We start from the raw sequence: 16965 nt of genomic DNA, 5'->3' as shown, positions 1-16965 counted from the left end.
AACTCCTTAGATTCGACCCATGACACGCCGCACAAGCCCTGCCAGCCCCACCAACCCCACCAACTCCGCCAGCCGCACGAGCCGCACCACAGACGTTCTCCTCACCGCGACCGCACCCGCCATCTGGGGCAGCACCTACATCGTCACCACCGAGCTGCTGCCGGCCAACCACCCGCTGACGGTCGCGCTGCTGCGCGCATTGCCTGCCGGCCTGCTGTTGCTGCTGATCGTGCGCAAGCTGCCCGAGCGCGCGTGGTGGGGCCGCATCTTCGTGCTGGGCGCGTTGAACTTCTCGGTGCTGTGGGCCATGCTGTTCCTCGCGGCCTACCGCCTGCCGGGCGGCGTGGCGGCCACCATCACCTCGGTGCAGCCGCTGATGGTGGTGTTCCTGGCCAGCGCCTTCCTGGGCGCGCCGGTGCGCGCGCTGTCGGTGGTGGCGGCGGTGGTCGGCATCGGCGGGGTGGCGCTGCTGGTGCTCACGCCGAACGCGGCGCTCGACGCCATCGGCATCGCCGCGGCCGTGGCCGCCGCCGTGTCGATGGCCTTCGGCACGGTGTTGAGCCGCCGCTGGCAGCCGCCGGTGTCGGCACTGGCCTTCACCGCCTGGCAGCTCACCGCGGGCGGCCTGCTGCTGTTGCCGTTCGCGCTGCTGCTGGAGCCGCCGCTGCCCGCGCTCACGCTGCACAACTGGATCGGCTTCGGCTGGCTCGGCCTGGTGGGCGCCGCGCTGACCTACATCGTGTGGTTCCGCGGCGTGGCGCGGCTGGAGCCCTCGGCGATCGCGCCGCTGGCCTTCCTGAGCCCGGTGACGGCGGTGATCCTGGGCTGGGCGCTGCTGGGGCAGGCGCTGTCGGCGTGGCAGGTGGCGGGGATCGGCATCGTCATTGCGAGCATCTGGCTCAGCCAGCGCGCGCAGCGCGGGGCGCAGCCGGTGGTGCGCGCCGTGCCGGCGGCGCGTCAGGCCGGCTGAGGCAAGGGCGAGGTGGCTTGCCTGAGCAGGCTCAGGTAGCCGGGCTGCACTTCCATGCGCGCCGTTGCGCCCTGGCGCCGCAGCAGGCGGTGCGCCTTTGGCAGGGCCCAGCAGGGCAGGTTGGTGAACATGTGGTGCTCGCAGTGGTAGTTGACCCAGTAGGGCGCCACCAGCAGGCGTTCGAGCCAGCCGGCGTGCGTGGTGCGCGCCTGCCGCATCGGGTCGACCTCGTTCTGCGCGACCAGCGCATGCTCGGCGATGTTGCGCACGCGGCTCACCAGCGGCAGCCAGGTGGCCATGGGCAGCAGCCACATCAGCAGCCAGGCCCACCCATGGCCCGTAACGGCGAAAGCCAGCAAGCCGAGGCCGTTGGCGACCAGGAAGCGCTTGTCCTTCGCCAGCTCGCGGCCGAACACTTTCAGCGCCGACTCGCCCGGCGCACGGTTGCGCATGCCCTCGGCGATGTGGCCGAAGCGCTGCTTGTAGAAGGTCTGCCCGCTCAGGTCGCGCACGACCTTGCGCCACATCGACGCGCGCGTGATGGGGAAGGGCGCCGACAGCACCAGGTCGGGGTCTTCGGTCTGCTGCACGAAGCGGTGGTGCTGCAGGTGGTACGGCCGGTAGTCGCGCAGCGTCGACGAGCACAGCCAGTAGCCGACCCAGTCGTTCACCTGGCGGTTGCGGTGCAGCCCGGCATGCGCCGCGTCGTGCATGAGGATGAACAGGCCCAGCTGCCGCGTGCCGACGATCGGCACCATGAGCGGCACGGTCCACGGCCACACGATGCCCACGAGCATCGCCGCGCCGATCGTGCCCCAGCAATGCAGCACCAGCCCCAGCCCCCTCCACGACGAGCGCGTGGTGAGCGAGCGCCACTCTTCGGTGCTGAAGAAGTCTTCGGGTTGGGCGCGGGGGGCGACGGCCATGCGTTTCAGTATGCGCCGGCATGCCGCGCAGGACACGCGGAATTCCCCGGGTACGGGCTTGGCAGAATCGCGCAGCCTCGGCCGATCGCTCCGAGAAGGACGCCCGCCATGCCCCTCGTGACCATCCGCCTCGCGCGCCGCGAGCCCCCCGCCTCGAAGGAACAGAAAGCCGCGCTCATCGCCGGCGCCACGAAGCTCATGCAAGACGTGTTGGGCAAGCGACCGGAAGACGTGACCGTGTTGATCGACGAGATCGACCCCGACAACTGGGGCCAGGGTGGGGAAAGTGCGACGGTGCTGCGGCAGCGCCGGCGCGAGGAAAGCGTCGACGGAGGCGCCGGGACGGGCGGTGAACCGCCCGGCTAATGCCCCCCCTTACTTGTCGATGATCTTGCGCGCGAAGACTTCGAGGTAGTCCATCAGCCGCTCGGCGCCAGCGATGGCGGCGGCCTCGTCGCCGGTGGCGATGCCCTGCGCCAGCTCGAGGTGCGCGTTCGCCCCCTCGACGATCTCGCCTTCGTGCTGGTAGGCGTACCAGAAGCGCCGGCACTGCACGATCGGCGGAATCACGGCCTTCACCGCCGAGTCGTTGTGGCTCGCCTGGTGGTTGACGAGGTCGAGCGCATGGTCGGCGCGCATGTAGTCGGTGAGGTCGCCGCGGTCCGCGGCCTCGACCATCAACTCGGCGCAGCGGACGATGCCGGTGCGCTGCAGCGCGGTGGCGCGGCGCGCCGAGCAGGCGGCAATCAGCCGCTCGAGCACGCGCCGGGTCTGGATCACGTCGAGATGGTCCGCCAGGTCGATGGCCGACACCAGCAGCCCGCGGCGCGGCTGCTGCACGATGAGGCCGATGGACACCATGCGCATCAGCGCCTCGCGCACCGGCGTGCGGCCCAGGCCCGTGCGCTCGGCCAGTTCGGCCTCGACGATCTGGCTGCCGGGCAGGATCTGCAGGGTGGACAGCAGCGCCTCGATGGCGTCGTAGGCCACGTCGGCGGCACGGCGCTTGGGCAGGGGTCGGGGGTCGGAGGTCGGGGCGGCCATGGTGTTCTTCTGCGGATGCGGCGTCATTGTCGGGCGTCGTCCGGGACCGCGAGCGCCGCCAGTGTCCCGATGCGGACCGGCGACAGCGGCGGCCGCGGCACCGGCGGCGCCCAGCCGAAGAGAAACTGCGCCGCATCGCCGCACACGCGGCCCTGGCAGGCGCCCATGCCGCAGCGCCGGTGCAGCTTGGCGTCGGTCCAGCCCGTGCATGCCGCGAGCGCGGACAGGGGTACGTCTTCGCAGCGGCACACGAGCGTGTCGGGCTGCGGCATCGACTTGATGTCCGGCGCCAGCGCGAAGCTGCGGTGCAGCTGCGCGGCGAAGGCGTCCCAGCGGGCGCGCTCGCCTTCGTGCGCCTTGGCTTCGCGCGCATTGCCGGCGGCCGCATGGCCCGCGATGGTCCCCTGCGCCAGCGCGCGTTCGCTGCCGCCGAAGCCCGTGCACTCGCCGGCCGCATAGACGCCCGCGACGCTCGTGGCTTGCAGGGCATCGACCGACAGCGCTTGCGCCGTGAGCGCGCAGCCGAGCAACTGGCCAAGCTGCGTGTTGGGCGTGAGGCCGAAGCCGCAGGCGATGCGCTCGCAGGCGATCTCGACCTCGCGGCCGCCTTGCAGCAGCCGAACCGACTCGACCTGCGTGGCGCCCTGCGCGGCAACGATGCGTGCCGAGGTGCGGTACTGCGCATCGGCCAGCGTGACCGCCTGCGCGGCCTTGCCGGGCCAGCGCACGAGGCTGGCGCCGAAGCGCGCCACCGCGGCGAAAGAGGCCTGCTCGGCGACGCGCAGCACCTTCGCGCCCGCGGCGCGCGCCGTGGCCGCGGCGGCCAGCAGCAAAGGCCCGCTGCCCGCGACGACGATGCGCTCGCCCTCCACCGGCAAGCCGGCCTTGACGAGCGCCTGCAGCCCGCCCGCGCCCGTCACGCCGGGCAGCGTCCAACCGGAAAAGGGCAGCAGCAGCTCGCGCGCGCCGGTGCAGAGGATGAGCTTGTTCCACCGCATGCGCGTGGCGCCCTCGGCGTCTTCGAGCAGCAGTTCGTTCGCGGAGGGCGCGGCCACGGTGCGCGTGCCGTTGCGCACGCGGATGTTGGCGTGGCGTCCGAGCGCCTCCAGCCACTGGCGCGCCGCCGCTGGCAGCGCCGCGCCGGGGCCGTCGCGCCAGATCTGACCGCCGGGCGCGGGGTTGTCGTCGATGACGACGACCGATGCGCCACTCGCCGCAGCCGCCACCGCGGCGGCCATGCCGGCCGGGCCCGCGCCCACGATCAATATGTCGCAATGGTTCATCGCCATGCCGTTCATTCCGTCGTCTCCACGCGCATGCCTTCGGCGCACACCGTCTGGCAGGCGAGCCGGCGCCGGCCGTCGACCAGCACGCGGCATTCCTGGCACACGCCCATGCCGCAGAACGGCGCGCGCGGCTGGCCCGTGACCGAGGTGCGCGCCACACCCATGCCGCCGGCCATGCACAGTGCTGCGGCGACCGAGCTGCCCGCTTTCACGCGCACCAGGTGGCCGTCGATGTGCAGCAGGGTATGGGCGCTCATGCCATTTCTTTCAGGCTGCGCGGCGCATAGGGCGCCGCGTCGAAATCGGGTGTCGCGCCGGTCATCAGCGCCGCCAGCAGATGCGCGCTGCCCGGCGCGGTGGTCACGCCCAGGCCTTCGTGCCCGACGGCCAGCCACAGCTTCTCGCGCCACGGGTGCTTGCCCAGCAGCGGCAGTCCGTCGGGCGATGCGGCGCGCAGGCCGGTCCACGAACGCACCGCGTTGAGGTTCGCGAGCCCCGGCAGGTAGTCGAGCGTGCGCTGGAGCATGCGCGCCAGCATTGGCGCCTCGACCGCGGGGTCGGTCGTGTCGAACTGGCGCGACGAGCCCACCAGCAGTTGCCCGGTGGGGCGCGGCTGCACGTTGAAGGCGACCGAGTCGCCGTCGCTCTGGTGCGCGCTGGTCACGTAGCCCAGCTCGACGAGCTGGTGATGCACCGTGCCCGGGTAGCGGTCGGTGATGAGCAGGTGGCCCTTCTTCGGGCGGATCGGCAGTTCGGGGCACAGTGCGGTCGCCTGGATGCCGTTGGCCAGCACCACCTGCGGCGCGCTGCGCCGGCTGCCGTCGGCCAGGCGCAGCGTGCCGTCGTCTTCGATGGCCTCGACCATCGCCTGCTCGACGCGGATCGATTCGCCGTTCTGCGCGAGCAACCAGCGTGCCGCGTTCGGCGCGTAGAGGATGCCGTCGCCCGGCACTTCGAGCGCACCCGCGAGGCCCTTGCGCAGCGCGGGCTCGGCGCCGGCGAGTTCGCCGGCGTTCAGCAGGCGGCTGTCGATGCCATGCGCGCGCAGCCGCTGCTGCTTGCGCTCGGCCTCGGCCATTTCTTCGTCGTTCGCGGCAATCCACAACGTGCCGCACGCGCTGTACGCGCAGTCGGCGCTCATGCGCGGCGCCAGCGCGCGCCATTGCGCGACCGAACGGCGGCTCAGTTCGAGCTCGGCCGGGTTGTCGTCCATCACCACGAGGTGGCCCATGCCCGCGCCGGTGGCGCCGCCGATGCGCGCGTCGAGCACCCGCACGCGGGCACCCGCTTGCGCGAGCGCCTGCGCGCAGGCCGCGCCGACGATGCCGGCGCCGATGACGATCACATCCGCGTCCATGCCGCGCGGCGTCAGAGCCGGATGCCCCAGCCGAAGGGGTCGTCTTCTTCGATCAGCAGCGTGGCCTCGGCGCTGATGTGCGCGCGGCCACGCAGCGTGGGAATGACCTGGTCGCCGTCCATCGCGTAGCTGGCCTCGAAGCGGCTGCCGATCACGCTGGCCTGCGTCCACACGGCGCCGGGCGCGAGCTTGCCGTCGGCCGCGAGGCAGGCGATCTTGGCGCTGGTGCCGGTGCCGCAGGGCGAGCGGTCGTAGGCGTTGCCGGGGCACAGCACGAAGTTGCGGCTGTCCGCGCCCTCGCTGTCGTCGGCGAAGAGCTCGATGTGGTCGATCTCCGCGCCTTCCGCGCCCGTGATGCCCTGCGCCGCCAGCGCCTTGCGCAACGCGGCGGTGTAGCCGGTCAGCGCCGCGAGGTTGTCGCTGGCCACGCGCTGGCCATGCTCGCTCACCAGGAAGAACCAGTTGCCGCCCCAGGCGACGTCGCCGCGCACCACACCGTGGCCGGACAGGTCGACCGCCACCTGGTGCAGGTGCCGGTAGGCGGGCACGTTGCGCACGCTCACCGAGCCGTCTGCGTGCAGCGTGGTCGTCACGGTGCCCACGGGCGTCTCGATGCGGTGCTCGCCCACGCCGATGCGCCCCATGTGCGCCAGGCTCGCGACCAGCCCGATGGTGCCGTGCCCGCACATGCCGAGGTAGCCGGCGTTGTTGAAGAAGACGACGCCCGCCGCGGCATCGGGCGAGACCGGCTCGCACAGCAGCGCGCCCACCACCACGTCGCTGCCGCGTGGCTCCAGCACGGCGGCCGCGCGCCACTTGTCGTGCCGCTCGGCCAGCAGCGCGCGGCGCTCGGCCATGGAGCCCTTCCCCAGGTCGGGGAAGCCGCCAATCACGAGGCGCGTGGGTTCGCCGCCGGTGTGCGAGTCGATGACCTGGATGCGTTGCATGGGCGGGGTCCGGTCAGTAGCTGGCGATGGGCACGGGGGCCTCGTTCTTGAACGTGAAGACGGTGATGGGCGCCTGCTTCATGTTGCCCTTGTCGTCGTACGCATAGGTGGCGGCCACGCCCTTGTAGGTGGTCTTGTAGAGCTCCGCGCCCACCTTGTCGGGATCGATGGAGTTGGCCTTCTTCATCGACTCGCCGATGAACAGCACCTGGTCGTAGTACGAGGCGGCGTAGGCATCGGGGTCGGCGTTGAAGCGCTTCTTGAACTTCTCCTTGAAGGCCGGGCCGGTCTGCGCCTTCTCGAGCATGGAGCCGCCCTGCGCGCAGAACACCAGGTCGTTGACCGCGTCGCCGCCGAGCTTGCCGGTGGCCGGGCTGCACACGGTGTCGCCGCCCAGCAGCTTGCCGGGCACGGCCAGCTGCTTCATCTGGCGCGCCATGGGCGCGGCCTGCGGCGCGTAGCCGCCGAAGAAGATGGCCTCGGGCGCCTTGGACTTCATGTTGGTCAGGATGGCGGTGAAGTCCACGGCCTTGTCGGTGGTGAACTCCTGGCCGACCACGGTGAGGCCCTGCTTCTTGGCTTCCTTGGTGAACTCCTCGGCGAGCCCCTGGCCGAAGGCGGTGCGGTCGTCGATGACGCCGACCTTCTTCACCTTCAGCACCTTGGCCGCGTACACCGCCATGCTGGAGCCGATCTGGTTGTCGCTGGCGATGATGCGGTACAGGTTCTTGTAGCCGCCCTGCGTCACCTTCGGGTTGGTGCCCACGGTGGAGACCATGGTGCCGCCGTCGCTGTAGATGCGCGAAGCCGGAATGGCCACGCCCGAGCAGTACGGGCCCATGACGAACTTGACGCCGTCGTCCACGAACTTCTGCGCCACGCTCACGCCGGTCTTGGCGTCGCACTGGTCGTCTTCGGAGACCAGCTCGAACTTGAGCGTCTTGCCGCCCACGCTGAGCTTCTTCGCGTTGAGTTCTTCCACGGCCAGGCGCACGCCGTTTTCATTGTCCTTGCCCGCGAAGGCATTGGGGCCCGACAGCGGACCGCTGTGACCGATCTTGACCACCTGCTCCTGCGCGTACGCCTGGCCACCGACGGCCAGGGCCACGAGACCAGCGATGCCGGCGAGGCTGGAAACCGAAACCATGCTTGCTCTTGTCTTCATGCTTCTTCCTAGGTTGGGGACGATGAAAAGCGGCGAATGCGCGCGCTGCGACTACATGACCGACTGGTACTTCGCGGGCCGCGTCGCCAGCGCCTTTTTCACGACGCCTTCGATGAACGCGCGCTCCTCGCCGACGAGCGGCAGGCGCGGACGCCGCATGTGCTCGCTGCCCACGCCCACCAGCACGTCGATCAGCTTGAGGTTCTGCACCAGCTTGGTCGATACGTCCAGGTGCAGCATCGGCGTCATCCACTGGTAGAGCTTGAGCGCCTCGGCGAACTGGCCGGCCTTCATCAGGTCGTACAGCGCCACCGTTTCGCGCGGGAACGCGCAGCCCACGCCCGCCAGCAGCCCGTCGCAGCCCAGCGCCAGGCCTTCGTAGGCCAGGTCGTCCACGCCCAGGAACAGCTGGTAGCGGTCGCCCACGGTGTTGCGCAGGTCGGTGATGCGGCGGATGTCGTCGGTGCTTTCCTTGATGGCCGCGATCCATTCGCAGTCGGCCAACTCCACCATGTGCTGCGGCTTCAGGTCGACGCGGTAGGCCACCGGGTTGTTGTAGACCATGATGGGTTTCTGCGCGGCGTTGGCGATGGTGCGCACGTTGAGCATGGCCTCGCGCGCGTCGGCCACGTAGATCACCGAGGGCATCACCATGAAGCCGGCCACGCCGAGCTTGTTGGCGCCGTCCACGTAGCGCAGCGCCTCCCGCGTGCTGGTTTCCGACACGTTGGCCAGCACCGGGATGCGGCCGTCGGCGGCGTCCAGCGCGATCTTCGCGACCTGCAGCTTTTCTTCCAGCGACAGCGTGCTGGCTTCGCCGAGCGAGCCGCAGGTGACGAGGCCGTGGATGCCGTTGCGGATCTGGAAGTCGATGTGGCGCGCCGTGCCCTCGGCATCGATGCTTTCGTCGGCGTGGAACTTGGTGGTGACGGCGGGGAAGATGCCTTGCCAGCGGGGATTGCTCACTTGATCGCTCCTTGTGGATGTGCGGTGTGGAAGCGCCGCACTTTAAATATATTAAGGATATATCGTCAAGATATTCGTAGTGCAAGCGCGCTTCCGCGCTCGGGCCTTGTGTGATACGCGGGATACGGGAGCGGAAGAAGGCCGCTACTTGCGGCCGTCGGCCGGGCGCAGCACGCCGCGCCTGACGGTGACCTGCTTGCCGACCGGCGGCGCGGACTTGGTCTCGACCGTGCGGACCGAGCCGTTGTCCATGCGCACCGCGACCTCGTAGACCGTGACGGTGCGCACGTGCTTTTCGATCTCGTTGCCCGCGAAACCGCCGCCGACCGCGCCCAGCACCGTGGTCGCGGCGCGGCCGTTGCCATGGCCGAACTGGTTGCCGACCAGGCCGCCCACCACCCCACCGGCCACGGCGCCCACACCCGAGGTGCTCTGGAGGCGCTTCTGCACGGGGCGAACCGATTCGACGTGGCCGCAGACCGCGCAGGGCGGCGGCGCGGGTGGCGCGGCGGCCATCGGGGCGGCCATCGGGGCGGGCGAAGGTGCGGGTTGAGCGCCCTGGGCCTGCATCGGCACGGGCGCAGGTGCAGGCATGGGTGCCGCCGCCATCGCTTGCGGCGCCGGGCCCGCGGCCGTCGGCGGCACGGCCGGTGCAGCCGGCATCGCTTCAGGCTTGAAATCGTCCGGTGCCATGGGTGACGCGGCGGCAACGACCGGCGGCGGCGCACTGGCGGCGGTGTCCGGCCCCTGCCGGTGCAGCAGCACCCCACCCAGCAGCACCCCACCCAGCGCCACCACGGCCACGGCAAGCACGCCGATCGCGGCCCACAACGCCTTCGGCGACTTGCTCACGGGCGAGCCCGCGGGTTGGTTGAACGGCGGCGTCGGATCCATGGGAAACCTCTTTGCTGTCCGGGACGGAATGCCCCGGAATCCAGCAGGAAGCATGAGCGCGGCCGGCGCGTTGTCAATTGACCGGCGTCCTACATGGGTCGCCGGGCATGGGCCGCCGGGCGCTAGGGTGCCCTGCCGATCGCCGCGACGCCCGAGAGAAATCGCTTCGTCTCGCTTCGCATGCCCTGCGAGACGGCCTCCCAGGTTCGCGGCGGGAAATCCGCGGGCAGCAGCGCCTCGACTTCGCCCAACGCTTCGTCCACCGATTCCGCCATCTCCAGCATCGCGTCCCACGCGGCGATGCCGCCGTTCTTGATCGCAAGCTCGTGCCAATGACGGGCTTGGATGGTGTGCAGCACGTAGTGCGCATTTTTCGAGCGAACCGCCATGGCCAGTCTTGCCTCGCGCTTGTGCAACTGCTGGGCGCCGTTGCCGAAGTAGGGCCACATCGAAAGGATGTCGTAGAGCGGCGTCATCTCGTAGGCGTCGCCCGGTTGCAGGCGGATCGAGAAATTCTTGGCGTGACCGTCCGTTGCCGCGAGCAGAAAGAAGGCGAGTTGCGCGCGCAGAAACGTTGTGCCGTCGCTGCGTTCCCGGCTGCCCTGCAGCAGTTGCAGGCACCTGAGCATGCCGGGGCCGCCGTCCTGCTCGTACTTCCTGTCTGCGGGCAAGCCCATCGCCTGGCAAAAATCTTCCTGCGGCAAGCGTGCAATCCATTCGCCGCCGGCCATCCGCATCCGGTCGAACCGCTCGACCACCAACACCCGCTGGTCGCCGAAGGTCTCCGTCGTCGTTCTCGCAACGGGCAATCCGAGCGCTTCGACGATCTGCGCGCAAAGCCACTCGTTCTGCACGGAGTCAGAGGCGTCCACGCGCCTCGACCCGCCGATCAGGCCCAGCGGAAGCTTGAAGATGTGCGTGGTGGGCGTCGCGCCTCGTGGGCGGCACCACCGGCCTTGCCACTGGGTCAGCGCCGTCTTCTCCTGGGCGCCGGCGATGGAGATGCGAAACAAGTCCTCGCCGCGCATGCTGCGCGTGTGTGCATCGGAGGGCACGGCGCGCAGCAGTTCGGCAATCTGCGCTTCGTCCAGCGCCTCGCAGTCCACGCGGTCCCAGCCCTGCGGGGCCATCCCCTGCGGCAGCAATTGCACGGCGCCGACGCAGTCGCGGCCGATGGCCTGGAGCAGGTCGAACGCCTTGGTGCCCTTGACGTTGAAGCGGCGGCCCAGCCGGGCGCGAATCCTGTCGTTGTCGGGCAGCAGGTTGTCGAAGTAGTTCCTGACCACGTCGCCCCGCACCTCGCGCGCGGCATTGATCGGGATCGACAACGACAGCGAGCGGTGCCGCGGCAGCGCCAGCCATTGCGGGTCGTACCGGAACGAATGAGCATCGCGGTCGACCGACCAGGTGCCGACGAACTCGCCGTTCATCCATGCATCCAGTGCTTGTGTCACCAGGCGTCTTCCCTCGTCCGGACCACGAAGTTCCGCCGCGATGTCGGCTTGACGTCCTTGTCCGGGTTCAGCGCCTGGAGCGCGCGCAGCAACTCGCCCGGGCCCGCGCTTCGCGCAGGGACAGCGCCAGCGGCATCCTGGACCACCAGGCTGACCAACACGGATTGATCGTTCATTCTCCGGACGGCCCAGCGCCCTGGGCCTTGCGGGAGTTTCACGTCGGTGTCCGGCAGCGTGCCGTACGCCCGCGCGGGCTCGTCGACAACGTGGAGCACGGGGGTCGAAGGCGCGTCTTCGCGCACGGCAAACGAGCCGCCCAGCGCCGACAACAGCCTCATCAGTTGTTCGAAGTTCACTGCGCCCGGATTGGCTTCGATCTCGGCAATCCGGGCCTGGCTGACACCGACGAGCGCGCCGGCCTGGGCCTGCGTCAGGCCGCGCTTTTTTCGCAGCGCCTTGAGGTGCGGCCGCAACTGATCGACGAAGCGCAGTGGATAGTCCATCTTGAGATCAAGATATCGGCCCTGGCTTGTTTTGTCAATATATTGGCCCTAGCCTGTATCTTCAATATACAAGCCTGGGCTTGTATTTGCGCAATACAAGCCCAGGGCTTTTGAAACGCAGCCGGATGATGCAGCCAAGTGATGCAGCCGGCCTCAATCGATCTTCGCCCCCGAAGCCTTCACCACCACCCCCATCGCATCCCAGTCCGAGCGCAGCAGCTTCTGGAATTCCTCCGCGCTCTGGCTGCGCGGCTCCACGCCCAGGCGCTTGAAGCGCTCCTGGATCACCGGGTCCGCCAGCACCTTGTTGGCCGCGACGTTGATGCGTTCCACCTCGGCCTTGGACGTGCCGGCCGGCGCGAGCAGGCCGATCCACGAGTCGAAGGCGTAGCCCGGCAGGCCGCTCTCGGCCACGGTCGGCAGCTTGGGCAGGAAGGGACTGCGCGACTGCCCGGTGGAGGCCAGCAGCTTCATGCGCGCGTCGTCCTGGAAGCCGATCACGCCGATGCTCGACGAGATCACCGCCTGCACGCGGCCCGCCAGCACCTCGTTGACGGCCTCGCCGGTCGACTTGGTGGGGATGTGCGTCATCTGCAGGCCGGCCTTGGCCAGGAACGAGGCCATGGCCAGGTGCGTGGCGCTGCCGTTGCCGGCCGAGGCGTAGTTGTACTTGCCGGGGTTGGCCTTGACCTCCTTGATGAAGTCGGCCGTGGTCGACACGCCCATGCCGCCCGCCACCGCCAGCACGTAGCCCGCGTTGCCGACGTTGGCCACGCCCACGAAGTCCTTCAGCGGGTCGTAGCTCAGCTTGTTGTACAGGAAGCCCGCGATGTTGTGGCTCGCGGCCGCCAGCACCAGCGTGCTGCCGTCGGCCGGCGCGCGCGCCACCATCGCCGCGCCCACGGTGCCGCCCGCGCCCGCGCGGTTCTCGACGATGGCGCTGGCGTTGAGCGCCGCGCCCAGTTCGTTGTTGAAGGCGCGCGCCACCGTGTCCTGCACCGCGCCGGTGCCGAAGGGCACGACGATGTGGATCACGCGCTGCTGCGCATGCACCGGGGCGATGGCGCACAGCGCCGCTGCGGCGGCGGCCAGGGCGGCCAGGGAACGTCGGGTGAACAGGGTCGTAGGCATCTGGGTGGCCGCTTTCATCATCGTCATCGACAGGGGAGACAGGGAGGGAATCTCAGGTGCCCGACGGCAGCCAGCGTTGCACCAGCTTCACGAAGTAGCTGGCACCGATCGGGATGATCTCGTCGTTGAAATCGAACGAGGTGTTGTGGATGATGCAAGGGCCGGGCCCGTGCCCGTCGAGCCGGTGGTCGCCGTCGCCATTGCCCAGGAAGGCGTAGCAGCCGGGCCGCGCGATCAGCATGTGCGCGAAGTCTTCGGCGCCCATCACGGCGGGGAAGTCGTCGGTGACCATGTCGTCGCCCACCACCTCGCGCATCACGCCGGCGGCAAAGCGCGCCTCGGCCGGGTGGTTCACGGTCGGCGGCGACGAACGGTTGAAGAACACCTCGGCCGTGCAGCCGTGCGCCGCCGCCACGCCCGCGGCCACCTCGCGCAGGCGGGCCTCGATCTTGTCGATGGCGTCGATCGAGAAGGTGCGGATGGTGCCGCCCACCGTGGCCACGTCGGGAATGACGTTGGGCGCGTCGGAGCCCTGCAGCTGCGTGACCGCCAGCAGCGCGCGCTCGGTGCTTGGAATGGTGCGCGCCACGATGGTCTGCAGCTGCTGCGCCAGCGTGACCACCGCGGCCACCGGGTCGATGCCCGTGTGCGGCATCGATGCATGCGTGCCGCGCCCGCGCACGGTGATCCTGTAGGTGTTGCTCGAGGCCATGAGCGCGCCTTCGTTGAGCGCGAAGCGGCCCACGTCGCCCACCGGGAAGTTGTGCAGGCCGAAGACCGCGTCGCACGGGAAGCGCTCGAACAGGCCTTCGTCGATCATCTTCCTGGCGCCGGCCTTGCCCATCTCCTCGGCGGGCTGGAAGATGAAATGCACCGTGCCGTCGAAGTCGTCGCCGCCTTGCTGCGACAGGTGCCAGGCGGCGGCCAGCAGCATGGTGGTGTGGCCGTCGTGGCCGCAGGCGTGCATGCGCCCGGGGTTGGTCGACCTGTGAGCGAACTCGTTGGCCTCGTTCAGCGGCAGCGCGTCCATGTCGGCGCGCAGGCCGATGGTGCGGGCGCCCGTGCCCTTGCGAAGCACGCCGACCAGGCCGGTGCCCGCAATGCCGCGGTGCACCTCGATGCCCCAGCCCGTCAGCAGGTTCGCCACCTTCTCGGAGGTGCGGTGCTCCTCGAAACCGAGCTCGGGGTGGGCGTGGATGTCGCGTCGGATCTCGACGAAGCGCGCGGCATTGGCAAGGAAGGAATCGGCGATGTTCATGGCGGGGCGGGCTGCGAAAAAGTCGTTCGAATGAGGAGCGAACGATTCTGGCGCAGCCACCCGCCGCGTGCACATCGGGATTGCGAGGCTTGCCCGAGCACACCTCGAGCTGGCGAGGCTTGTCCGAGTACGCCCGGAGCTGGCGAGGCTTGTCCGAATACGCCTGGAGCTGGCGAGACCTACCCGAGCCGGCCTTCCTGCCGCAGCTTCGTCCCGATGCGCCGGATCTCGGCTTCGCCCTGGTCGAGCGTGGCCGGGCTGGTGTGCACCGAGTAGTGCCCCATCACCAGCTCGTGCGGGTGCTTGGCGGCCGAGCCCAGCACGAAGCGCGTGTCGCCATGGGCGACGAAGTCGATCGCGTCTTCCGTCTCCTCGAACACCGCGAGTTCGCCGGTGCCGATCGGGCCGCCCTTGTCGTCACCCACGCCGACCGCGCCCGCGCTGACCGCCAGCCACCCCACCGTGTGGCCGGCCGGCGGCACGTAGCGCCAGCGCTCGCCGTCCTTCAGCTCGACGGCCAGGTAGTTCATCGGCGACGGTGCCGCGATGGCGCTTTGCGCCGCGCCATGGCGCCCGAGCAGCACGCGCACCGGCCCCTCTTGCGGCACCTGCGAGGGCGCGAGGTACATGCTGTGCGCCGGCGCGTTCTCTTCGGCGGCCGGCAGCGCCACCCACAGCTGGAAGCCGCTCACGCGCGTCACGCCCGGCGCGGGCCCGCCCGTGTGCCACACGCCGTTGCCCGCGCGCATCCACTCGACGCCGCCACCGTGCAGCGTGCCGCGCTCGCCGGTCGTGTCGTCATAGAGCGTGTCGCCCTCCATCAGGTAGGTGAGCGTGGCGATGCCCGAGTGCGGATGCAGCCCGAAGCCCTTGTGGCCGCCCGAGGTGTCGAAGCCGAACAGGTCCAGGAACACGAAGGGCTTCAGGAATTCGCCCAGGTCGCCCGGGCTCATGAGCCGCGTGATGCCGCCGTGGCGCGAGCCGCGCGTGCGGTAGACGACGGGGCGGGTCCGCGTATCGACAGCCGTGGTCATGCGGCCTCCCGCGCGGTCTTCAGCGCCCGGGTCCACCAGGCCATGTCGTCGAGCATGGCGGTGGCGGCCTGCGCGAGGTGCGGGAAGTCGCCGAAGCTCTTGCCCTGCTGCCAGATGCCCATGAACTCCACCATGCCGATGTGCACCGCGTGGCGCACCGGCGCCATCTGCATCTCGACCGCCACCAGCCGCAGCTGCTCCACCGCGCGCGCCGCGCCCACGCCGCCGTAGCCCACGAAGCCGATCGGCTTGCGGATGAACTCCTTGTAGGCCCAGTCGATCGCGTTCTTCAGCACCGCGCTCGGGCCGTGGTTGTACTCGGGCGTGACGATGACCAGGCCGTCGAAGGTGGCCAGCTTGGCCTGCCAGCGCTGGGCGGCTTCGTTCTTCACCGGACCCCAGGCCGGCGCGCCGGCTTCGTTGAAGAAAGGCAGCGGGTGGTCGCGCAGGTCGACCAGCTCGAAGGCGAGGTCGGTGCGCTGATTGGCGATCTCGTGGATCCACTGCGCGGGCTTTTCGCCGAAGCGGCCTTCGCGGGTGGAGGCGATGACGATGCCGATGCGGGGTTGTGCTTGCTGGGTCATGGGGAAAGCTCCTGAGTGAGGGAAGAAGAGAGCAGAAAAATGGGAATGAAGGAAATCAGGCGGTCGTGCCCGCCGCCCGTGGCACCGGCCACAGGCGCCAGGCCACAAAGGCCGACAGCAGTGCCAGCACCACCGCCGGCGCTGGGTTGCCGCCGATCAGCACCAGGTGCGTGGCCACGGCGCACGCCATGGTCACGGCCAGCAACAGGCCGCCGAGGAAACCGGTGGCGGGCACCAGCAGCAGCACCGCGCCGCCGACCTCGACCAGGCCGGTCACATGGCGGAACCACTGGCCGGCGCCGATGGCGTCGAACACCTGGACCATCTGCGGCAGGCCGGCCAGCTTGGCCGCGCCGGCGGCGCCGAAAGCCAGGGCGAGCACGATGCGCACGCCCCAGACGATGCGGCGCTGGGCGGGGGAAGAAGGGAGTGAGGAAGTCATGGCCTGAAGGTTAGGCACGCACCCATTGATCGACTAGACGGTAGAGTCGGATTGCACTCATCCAGAATTCAAAGGAATCAGCCCGCCATGATCGACCTCAACGACATCGCCATGTTTGTGCAGGTGGTGCGCTACGGCAGCTTCGCCGAGGCCGGCAGGCGGCTTGGGCTGCCGCCGAACACCGTGAGCCGGCGCATCCAGCAGCTCGAGGCGCAACTGGGCACGCGGCTCATGCAGCGCTCCACGCGCAAGCTCACGCTGACCGGTGCAGGGCAGGACTTTCATGACCGCTGCGCGGGCGCGGTCGACGGGCTGGTGGCGGCCGGTCAGGCGCTGGTAGCGGGAGGGCAGGAGCCCAGCGGGTTGGTGCGGGTGGCCGCGCCGGCGGACTTCTTCGATTTCTTCCCGATGGAGTGGGTGTCGGACTTCCTGGCGGCGCACCCGCTGGTGAAGCTCGACTTCGTGCTCAGCGACGCGGCCGCCGACCTGATCGCCGAGCAGATCGACGTGGCGTTTCGCGGCGGCGTGCTGCGCGATTCGGGCTACATCGGCCGCCGGCTGGCCACCCGCAGCGGCGGCCTGCTGGCGAGCCCCGCGTACCTCGCGCGGCACGGCGAGCCCGCGACCCTGCAGGAGCTGGCCAACCACGACTGCGTGACCCCGCCGCATCCGACCGGCCACACCACATGGCGGCTGACCGGGCCGGACGGGGCGCAAGAAGAGGTGCAGGTCACCGGGCGCTTCACCGGCAACACCGCGCAGGCGCTGCGCAAGGCGGCACTGGCCGGGCTGGGCATCACGCAGCTGCCGCCGTCGATGGCGACGCGCGACGAGCAGGACGGGCTGCTGGTGCGGGTGCTGCCGCAGTACCGCGATACCGGGCGGGGGCTGAGCGTGGTCTACCCGAGCCGCGAGCACCTGCCGCTGGCGGTGACGGCATTTATTCAGCTTGTGACGCAAAAGCTGGGCAGCATGGGAATCCTGTCCGACGTTGCACCGTAAGC

General features: G+C 69.8%; 19 protein-coding genes. 3 read left to right on the top strand and 16 right to left on the bottom strand.

Features of this window, described 5'->3' with window-relative positions; all coding sequences use genetic code 11:
* Nucleotides 1–19 precede the first annotated feature (19 nt).
* Entirely contained in the window at nucleotides 20–970 is a 951-nt protein-coding gene (locus BM004_RS17575; protein WP_093215331.1) for an EamA family transporter, read from the top strand.
* Here the strand turns inward: BM004_RS17575 and BM004_RS17570 are convergent.
* Complete coding sequence (locus BM004_RS17570; RefSeq protein WP_093215329.1) at nucleotides 958–1896, bottom strand: fatty acid desaturase family protein; 939 nt, start codon at nucleotides 1894–1896, stop codon at nucleotides 958–960. The genes BM004_RS17575 and BM004_RS17570 overlap by 13 nt on opposite strands.
* A gap of 108 nt (nucleotides 1897–2004) precedes the next feature.
* Here BM004_RS17570 and BM004_RS17565 point away from each other — a divergent pair, with 108 nt between their 5' ends.
* The gene (locus BM004_RS17565) at nucleotides 2005–2262 is read left to right on the top strand and encodes a tautomerase family protein (RefSeq protein WP_093215327.1); all 258 of its coding nucleotides are present in this window, start codon (nucleotides 2005–2007) and stop codon (nucleotides 2260–2262) included.
* A gap of 9 nt (nucleotides 2263–2271) precedes the next feature.
* On the opposite strand, the gene BM004_RS17560 is transcribed toward BM004_RS17565, so the two are convergent.
* The 15 genes from BM004_RS17560 to BM004_RS17490 form a co-directional block, all read right to left on the bottom strand.
* Nucleotides 2272–2940, bottom strand: a complete 669-nt coding sequence (locus tag BM004_RS17560) for a GntR family transcriptional regulator (RefSeq protein WP_093215716.1) — start codon at nucleotides 2938–2940, stop codon at nucleotides 2272–2274.
* A 23-nt stretch (nucleotides 2941–2963) separates the two neighbouring features.
* A complete protein-coding gene (locus BM004_RS17555; RefSeq protein WP_093215325.1) occupies nucleotides 2964–4238 on the bottom strand; it encodes an NAD(P)/FAD-dependent oxidoreductase in 1275 nt (424 codons plus the stop codon).
* A complete protein-coding gene (locus BM004_RS17550; RefSeq protein ID WP_093215322.1) occupies nucleotides 4235–4483 on the bottom strand; it encodes a (2Fe-2S)-binding protein in 249 nt (82 codons plus the stop codon). Before BM004_RS17550 ends, BM004_RS17555 begins: the two co-directional genes overlap by 4 nt.
* Nucleotides 4480–5583 carry an NAD(P)/FAD-dependent oxidoreductase gene (locus BM004_RS17545; RefSeq protein ID WP_093215319.1) on the bottom strand — a complete coding sequence of 368 codons (1104 nt, stop codon included), beginning with the start codon at nucleotides 5581–5583 and terminating at the stop codon, nucleotides 4480–4482. The genes BM004_RS17550 and BM004_RS17545 overlap by 4 nt, the downstream gene beginning before the upstream one ends.
* Before the next feature lie 11 nt (nucleotides 5584–5594).
* Nucleotides 5595–6530 (bottom strand): 4-hydroxyproline epimerase, encoded by a 936-nt coding sequence (locus BM004_RS17540; protein WP_093215316.1) that lies wholly within the window; start codon nucleotides 6528–6530, stop codon nucleotides 5595–5597.
* A gap of 13 nt (nucleotides 6531–6543) precedes the next feature.
* Complete coding sequence (locus BM004_RS17535) at nucleotides 6544–7695, bottom strand: branched-chain amino acid ABC transporter substrate-binding protein (RefSeq protein WP_093128928.1); 1152 nt, start codon at nucleotides 7693–7695, stop codon at nucleotides 6544–6546.
* 51 nt (nucleotides 7696–7746) lie between these two features.
* The gene (locus BM004_RS17530; RefSeq protein ID WP_093128927.1) at nucleotides 7747–8661 is read right to left on the bottom strand and encodes a dihydrodipicolinate synthase family protein; all 915 of its coding nucleotides are present in this window, start codon (nucleotides 8659–8661) and stop codon (nucleotides 7747–7749) included.
* Between the two features lie 144 nt (nucleotides 8662–8805).
* Nucleotides 8806–9555: an outer membrane lipoprotein gene (locus BM004_RS17525; RefSeq protein ID WP_093215314.1), complete on the bottom strand. Its 750-nt coding sequence runs from the start codon at nucleotides 9553–9555 to the stop codon at nucleotides 8806–8808.
* Between the two features lie 122 nt (nucleotides 9556–9677).
* A complete protein-coding gene (locus tag BM004_RS17520; RefSeq protein WP_093215311.1) occupies nucleotides 9678–10985 on the bottom strand; it encodes a type II toxin-antitoxin system HipA family toxin in 1308 nt (435 codons plus the stop codon).
* Between the two features lie 20 nt (nucleotides 10986–11005).
* A complete protein-coding gene (locus BM004_RS17515; RefSeq protein ID WP_093128924.1) occupies nucleotides 11006–11512 on the bottom strand; it encodes a helix-turn-helix domain-containing protein in 507 nt (168 codons plus the stop codon).
* A 153-nt stretch (nucleotides 11513–11665) separates the two neighbouring features.
* Nucleotides 11666–12661, bottom strand: a complete 996-nt coding sequence (locus tag BM004_RS17510) for a tripartite tricarboxylate transporter substrate-binding protein (RefSeq protein WP_371269903.1) — start codon at nucleotides 12659–12661, stop codon at nucleotides 11666–11668.
* Between the two features lie 34 nt (nucleotides 12662–12695).
* Nucleotides 12696–13901 carry a M20 aminoacylase family protein gene (locus BM004_RS17505; protein WP_093215306.1) on the bottom strand — a complete coding sequence of 402 codons (1206 nt, stop codon included), beginning with the start codon at nucleotides 13899–13901 and terminating at the stop codon, nucleotides 12696–12698.
* Nucleotides 13902–14080: 179 nt separating this feature from the next.
* Entirely contained in the window at nucleotides 14081–14935 is an 855-nt protein-coding gene (locus BM004_RS17500) for a pirin family protein (protein ID WP_093215713.1), read from the bottom strand.
* Complete coding sequence (locus BM004_RS17495; protein WP_093128920.1) at nucleotides 14932–15519, bottom strand: NADPH-dependent FMN reductase; 588 nt, start codon at nucleotides 15517–15519, stop codon at nucleotides 14932–14934. The genes BM004_RS17500 and BM004_RS17495 overlap by 4 nt, the downstream gene beginning before the upstream one ends.
* Before the next feature lie 55 nt (nucleotides 15520–15574).
* Nucleotides 15575–15961, bottom strand: a complete 387-nt coding sequence (locus BM004_RS17490; protein ID WP_093215303.1) for a DoxX family protein — start codon at nucleotides 15959–15961, stop codon at nucleotides 15575–15577.
* Nucleotides 15962–16048: 87 nt separating this feature from the next.
* Here BM004_RS17490 and BM004_RS17485 point away from each other — a divergent pair, with 87 nt between their 5' ends.
* On the top strand, nucleotides 16049–16963 hold the full coding sequence (locus tag BM004_RS17485; protein WP_093215300.1) for a LysR family transcriptional regulator: 915 nt from the start codon (nucleotides 16049–16051) through the stop codon (nucleotides 16961–16963).
* The last annotated feature ends 2 nt before the right edge of the window (nucleotides 16964–16965 follow it).

Origin of the sequence: Variovorax sp. OK212, from assembly GCF_900112425.1 — a bacterium.
Classification (GTDB): Bacteria; Pseudomonadota; Gammaproteobacteria; order Burkholderiales; family Burkholderiaceae_C; genus Variovorax.
The sequence above is the reverse complement of the archived record's forward strand: the minus strand, read 5'-3'. Positions and strand labels throughout refer to the sequence as shown.

What these genes read in the sequence shown, in the direction of transcription:
- BM004_RS17575 (WP_093215331.1), top strand. Translation starts at nt 20, where the DNA reads ATGACACGCCGCACAAGCCCTGCCAGCCCCACCAACCCCACCAACTCC.
- BM004_RS17570 (WP_093215329.1), bottom strand. Translation starts at nt 1,896, where the DNA reads ATGGCCGTCGCCCCCCGCGCCCAACCCGAAGACTTCTTCAGCACCGAA.
- BM004_RS17565 (WP_093215327.1), top strand. Translation starts at nt 2,005, where the DNA reads ATGCCCCTCGTGACCATCCGCCTCGCGCGCCGCGAGCCCCCCGCCTCG.
- BM004_RS17560 (WP_093215716.1), bottom strand. Translation starts at nt 2,940, where the DNA reads ATGGCCGCCCCGACCTCCGACCCCCGACCCCTGCCCAAGCGCCGTGCC.
- BM004_RS17555 (WP_093215325.1), bottom strand. Translation starts at nt 4,238, where the DNA reads ATGAACGGCATGGCGATGAACCATTGCGACATATTGATCGTGGGCGCG.
- BM004_RS17550 (WP_093215322.1), bottom strand. Translation starts at nt 4,483, where the DNA reads ATGAGCGCCCATACCCTGCTGCACATCGACGGCCACCTGGTGCGCGTG.
- BM004_RS17545 (WP_093215319.1), bottom strand. Translation starts at nt 5,583, where the DNA reads ATGGACGCGGATGTGATCGTCATCGGCGCCGGCATCGTCGGCGCGGCC.
- BM004_RS17540 (WP_093215316.1), bottom strand. Translation starts at nt 6,530, where the DNA reads ATGCAACGCATCCAGGTCATCGACTCGCACACCGGCGGCGAACCCACG.
- BM004_RS17535 (WP_093128928.1), bottom strand. Translation starts at nt 7,695, where the DNA reads ATGAAGACAAGAGCAAGCATGGTTTCGGTTTCCAGCCTCGCCGGCATC.
- BM004_RS17525 (WP_093215314.1), bottom strand. Translation starts at nt 9,555, where the DNA reads ATGGATCCGACGCCGCCGTTCAACCAACCCGCGGGCTCGCCCGTGAGC.
- BM004_RS17520 (WP_093215311.1), bottom strand. Translation starts at nt 10,985, where the DNA reads ATGAACGGCGAGTTCGTCGGCACCTGGTCGGTCGACCGCGATGCTCAT.
- BM004_RS17515 (WP_093128924.1), bottom strand. Translation starts at nt 11,512, where the DNA reads ATGGACTATCCACTGCGCTTCGTCGATCAGTTGCGGCCGCACCTCAAG.
- BM004_RS17510 (WP_371269903.1), bottom strand. Translation starts at nt 12,661, where the DNA reads ATGAAAGCGGCCACCCAGATGCCTACGACCCTGTTCACCCGACGTTCC.
- BM004_RS17505 (WP_093215306.1), bottom strand. Translation starts at nt 13,901, where the DNA reads ATGAACATCGCCGATTCCTTCCTTGCCAATGCCGCGCGCTTCGTCGAG.
- BM004_RS17500 (WP_093215713.1), bottom strand. Translation starts at nt 14,935, where the DNA reads ATGACCACGGCTGTCGATACGCGGACCCGCCCCGTCGTCTACCGCACG.
- BM004_RS17495 (WP_093128920.1), bottom strand. Translation starts at nt 15,519, where the DNA reads ATGACCCAGCAAGCACAACCCCGCATCGGCATCGTCATCGCCTCCACC.
- BM004_RS17490 (WP_093215303.1), bottom strand. Translation starts at nt 15,961, where the DNA reads ATGACTTCCTCACTCCCTTCTTCCCCCGCCCAGCGCCGCATCGTCTGG.
- BM004_RS17485 (WP_093215300.1), top strand. Translation starts at nt 16,049, where the DNA reads ATGATCGACCTCAACGACATCGCCATGTTTGTGCAGGTGGTGCGCTAC.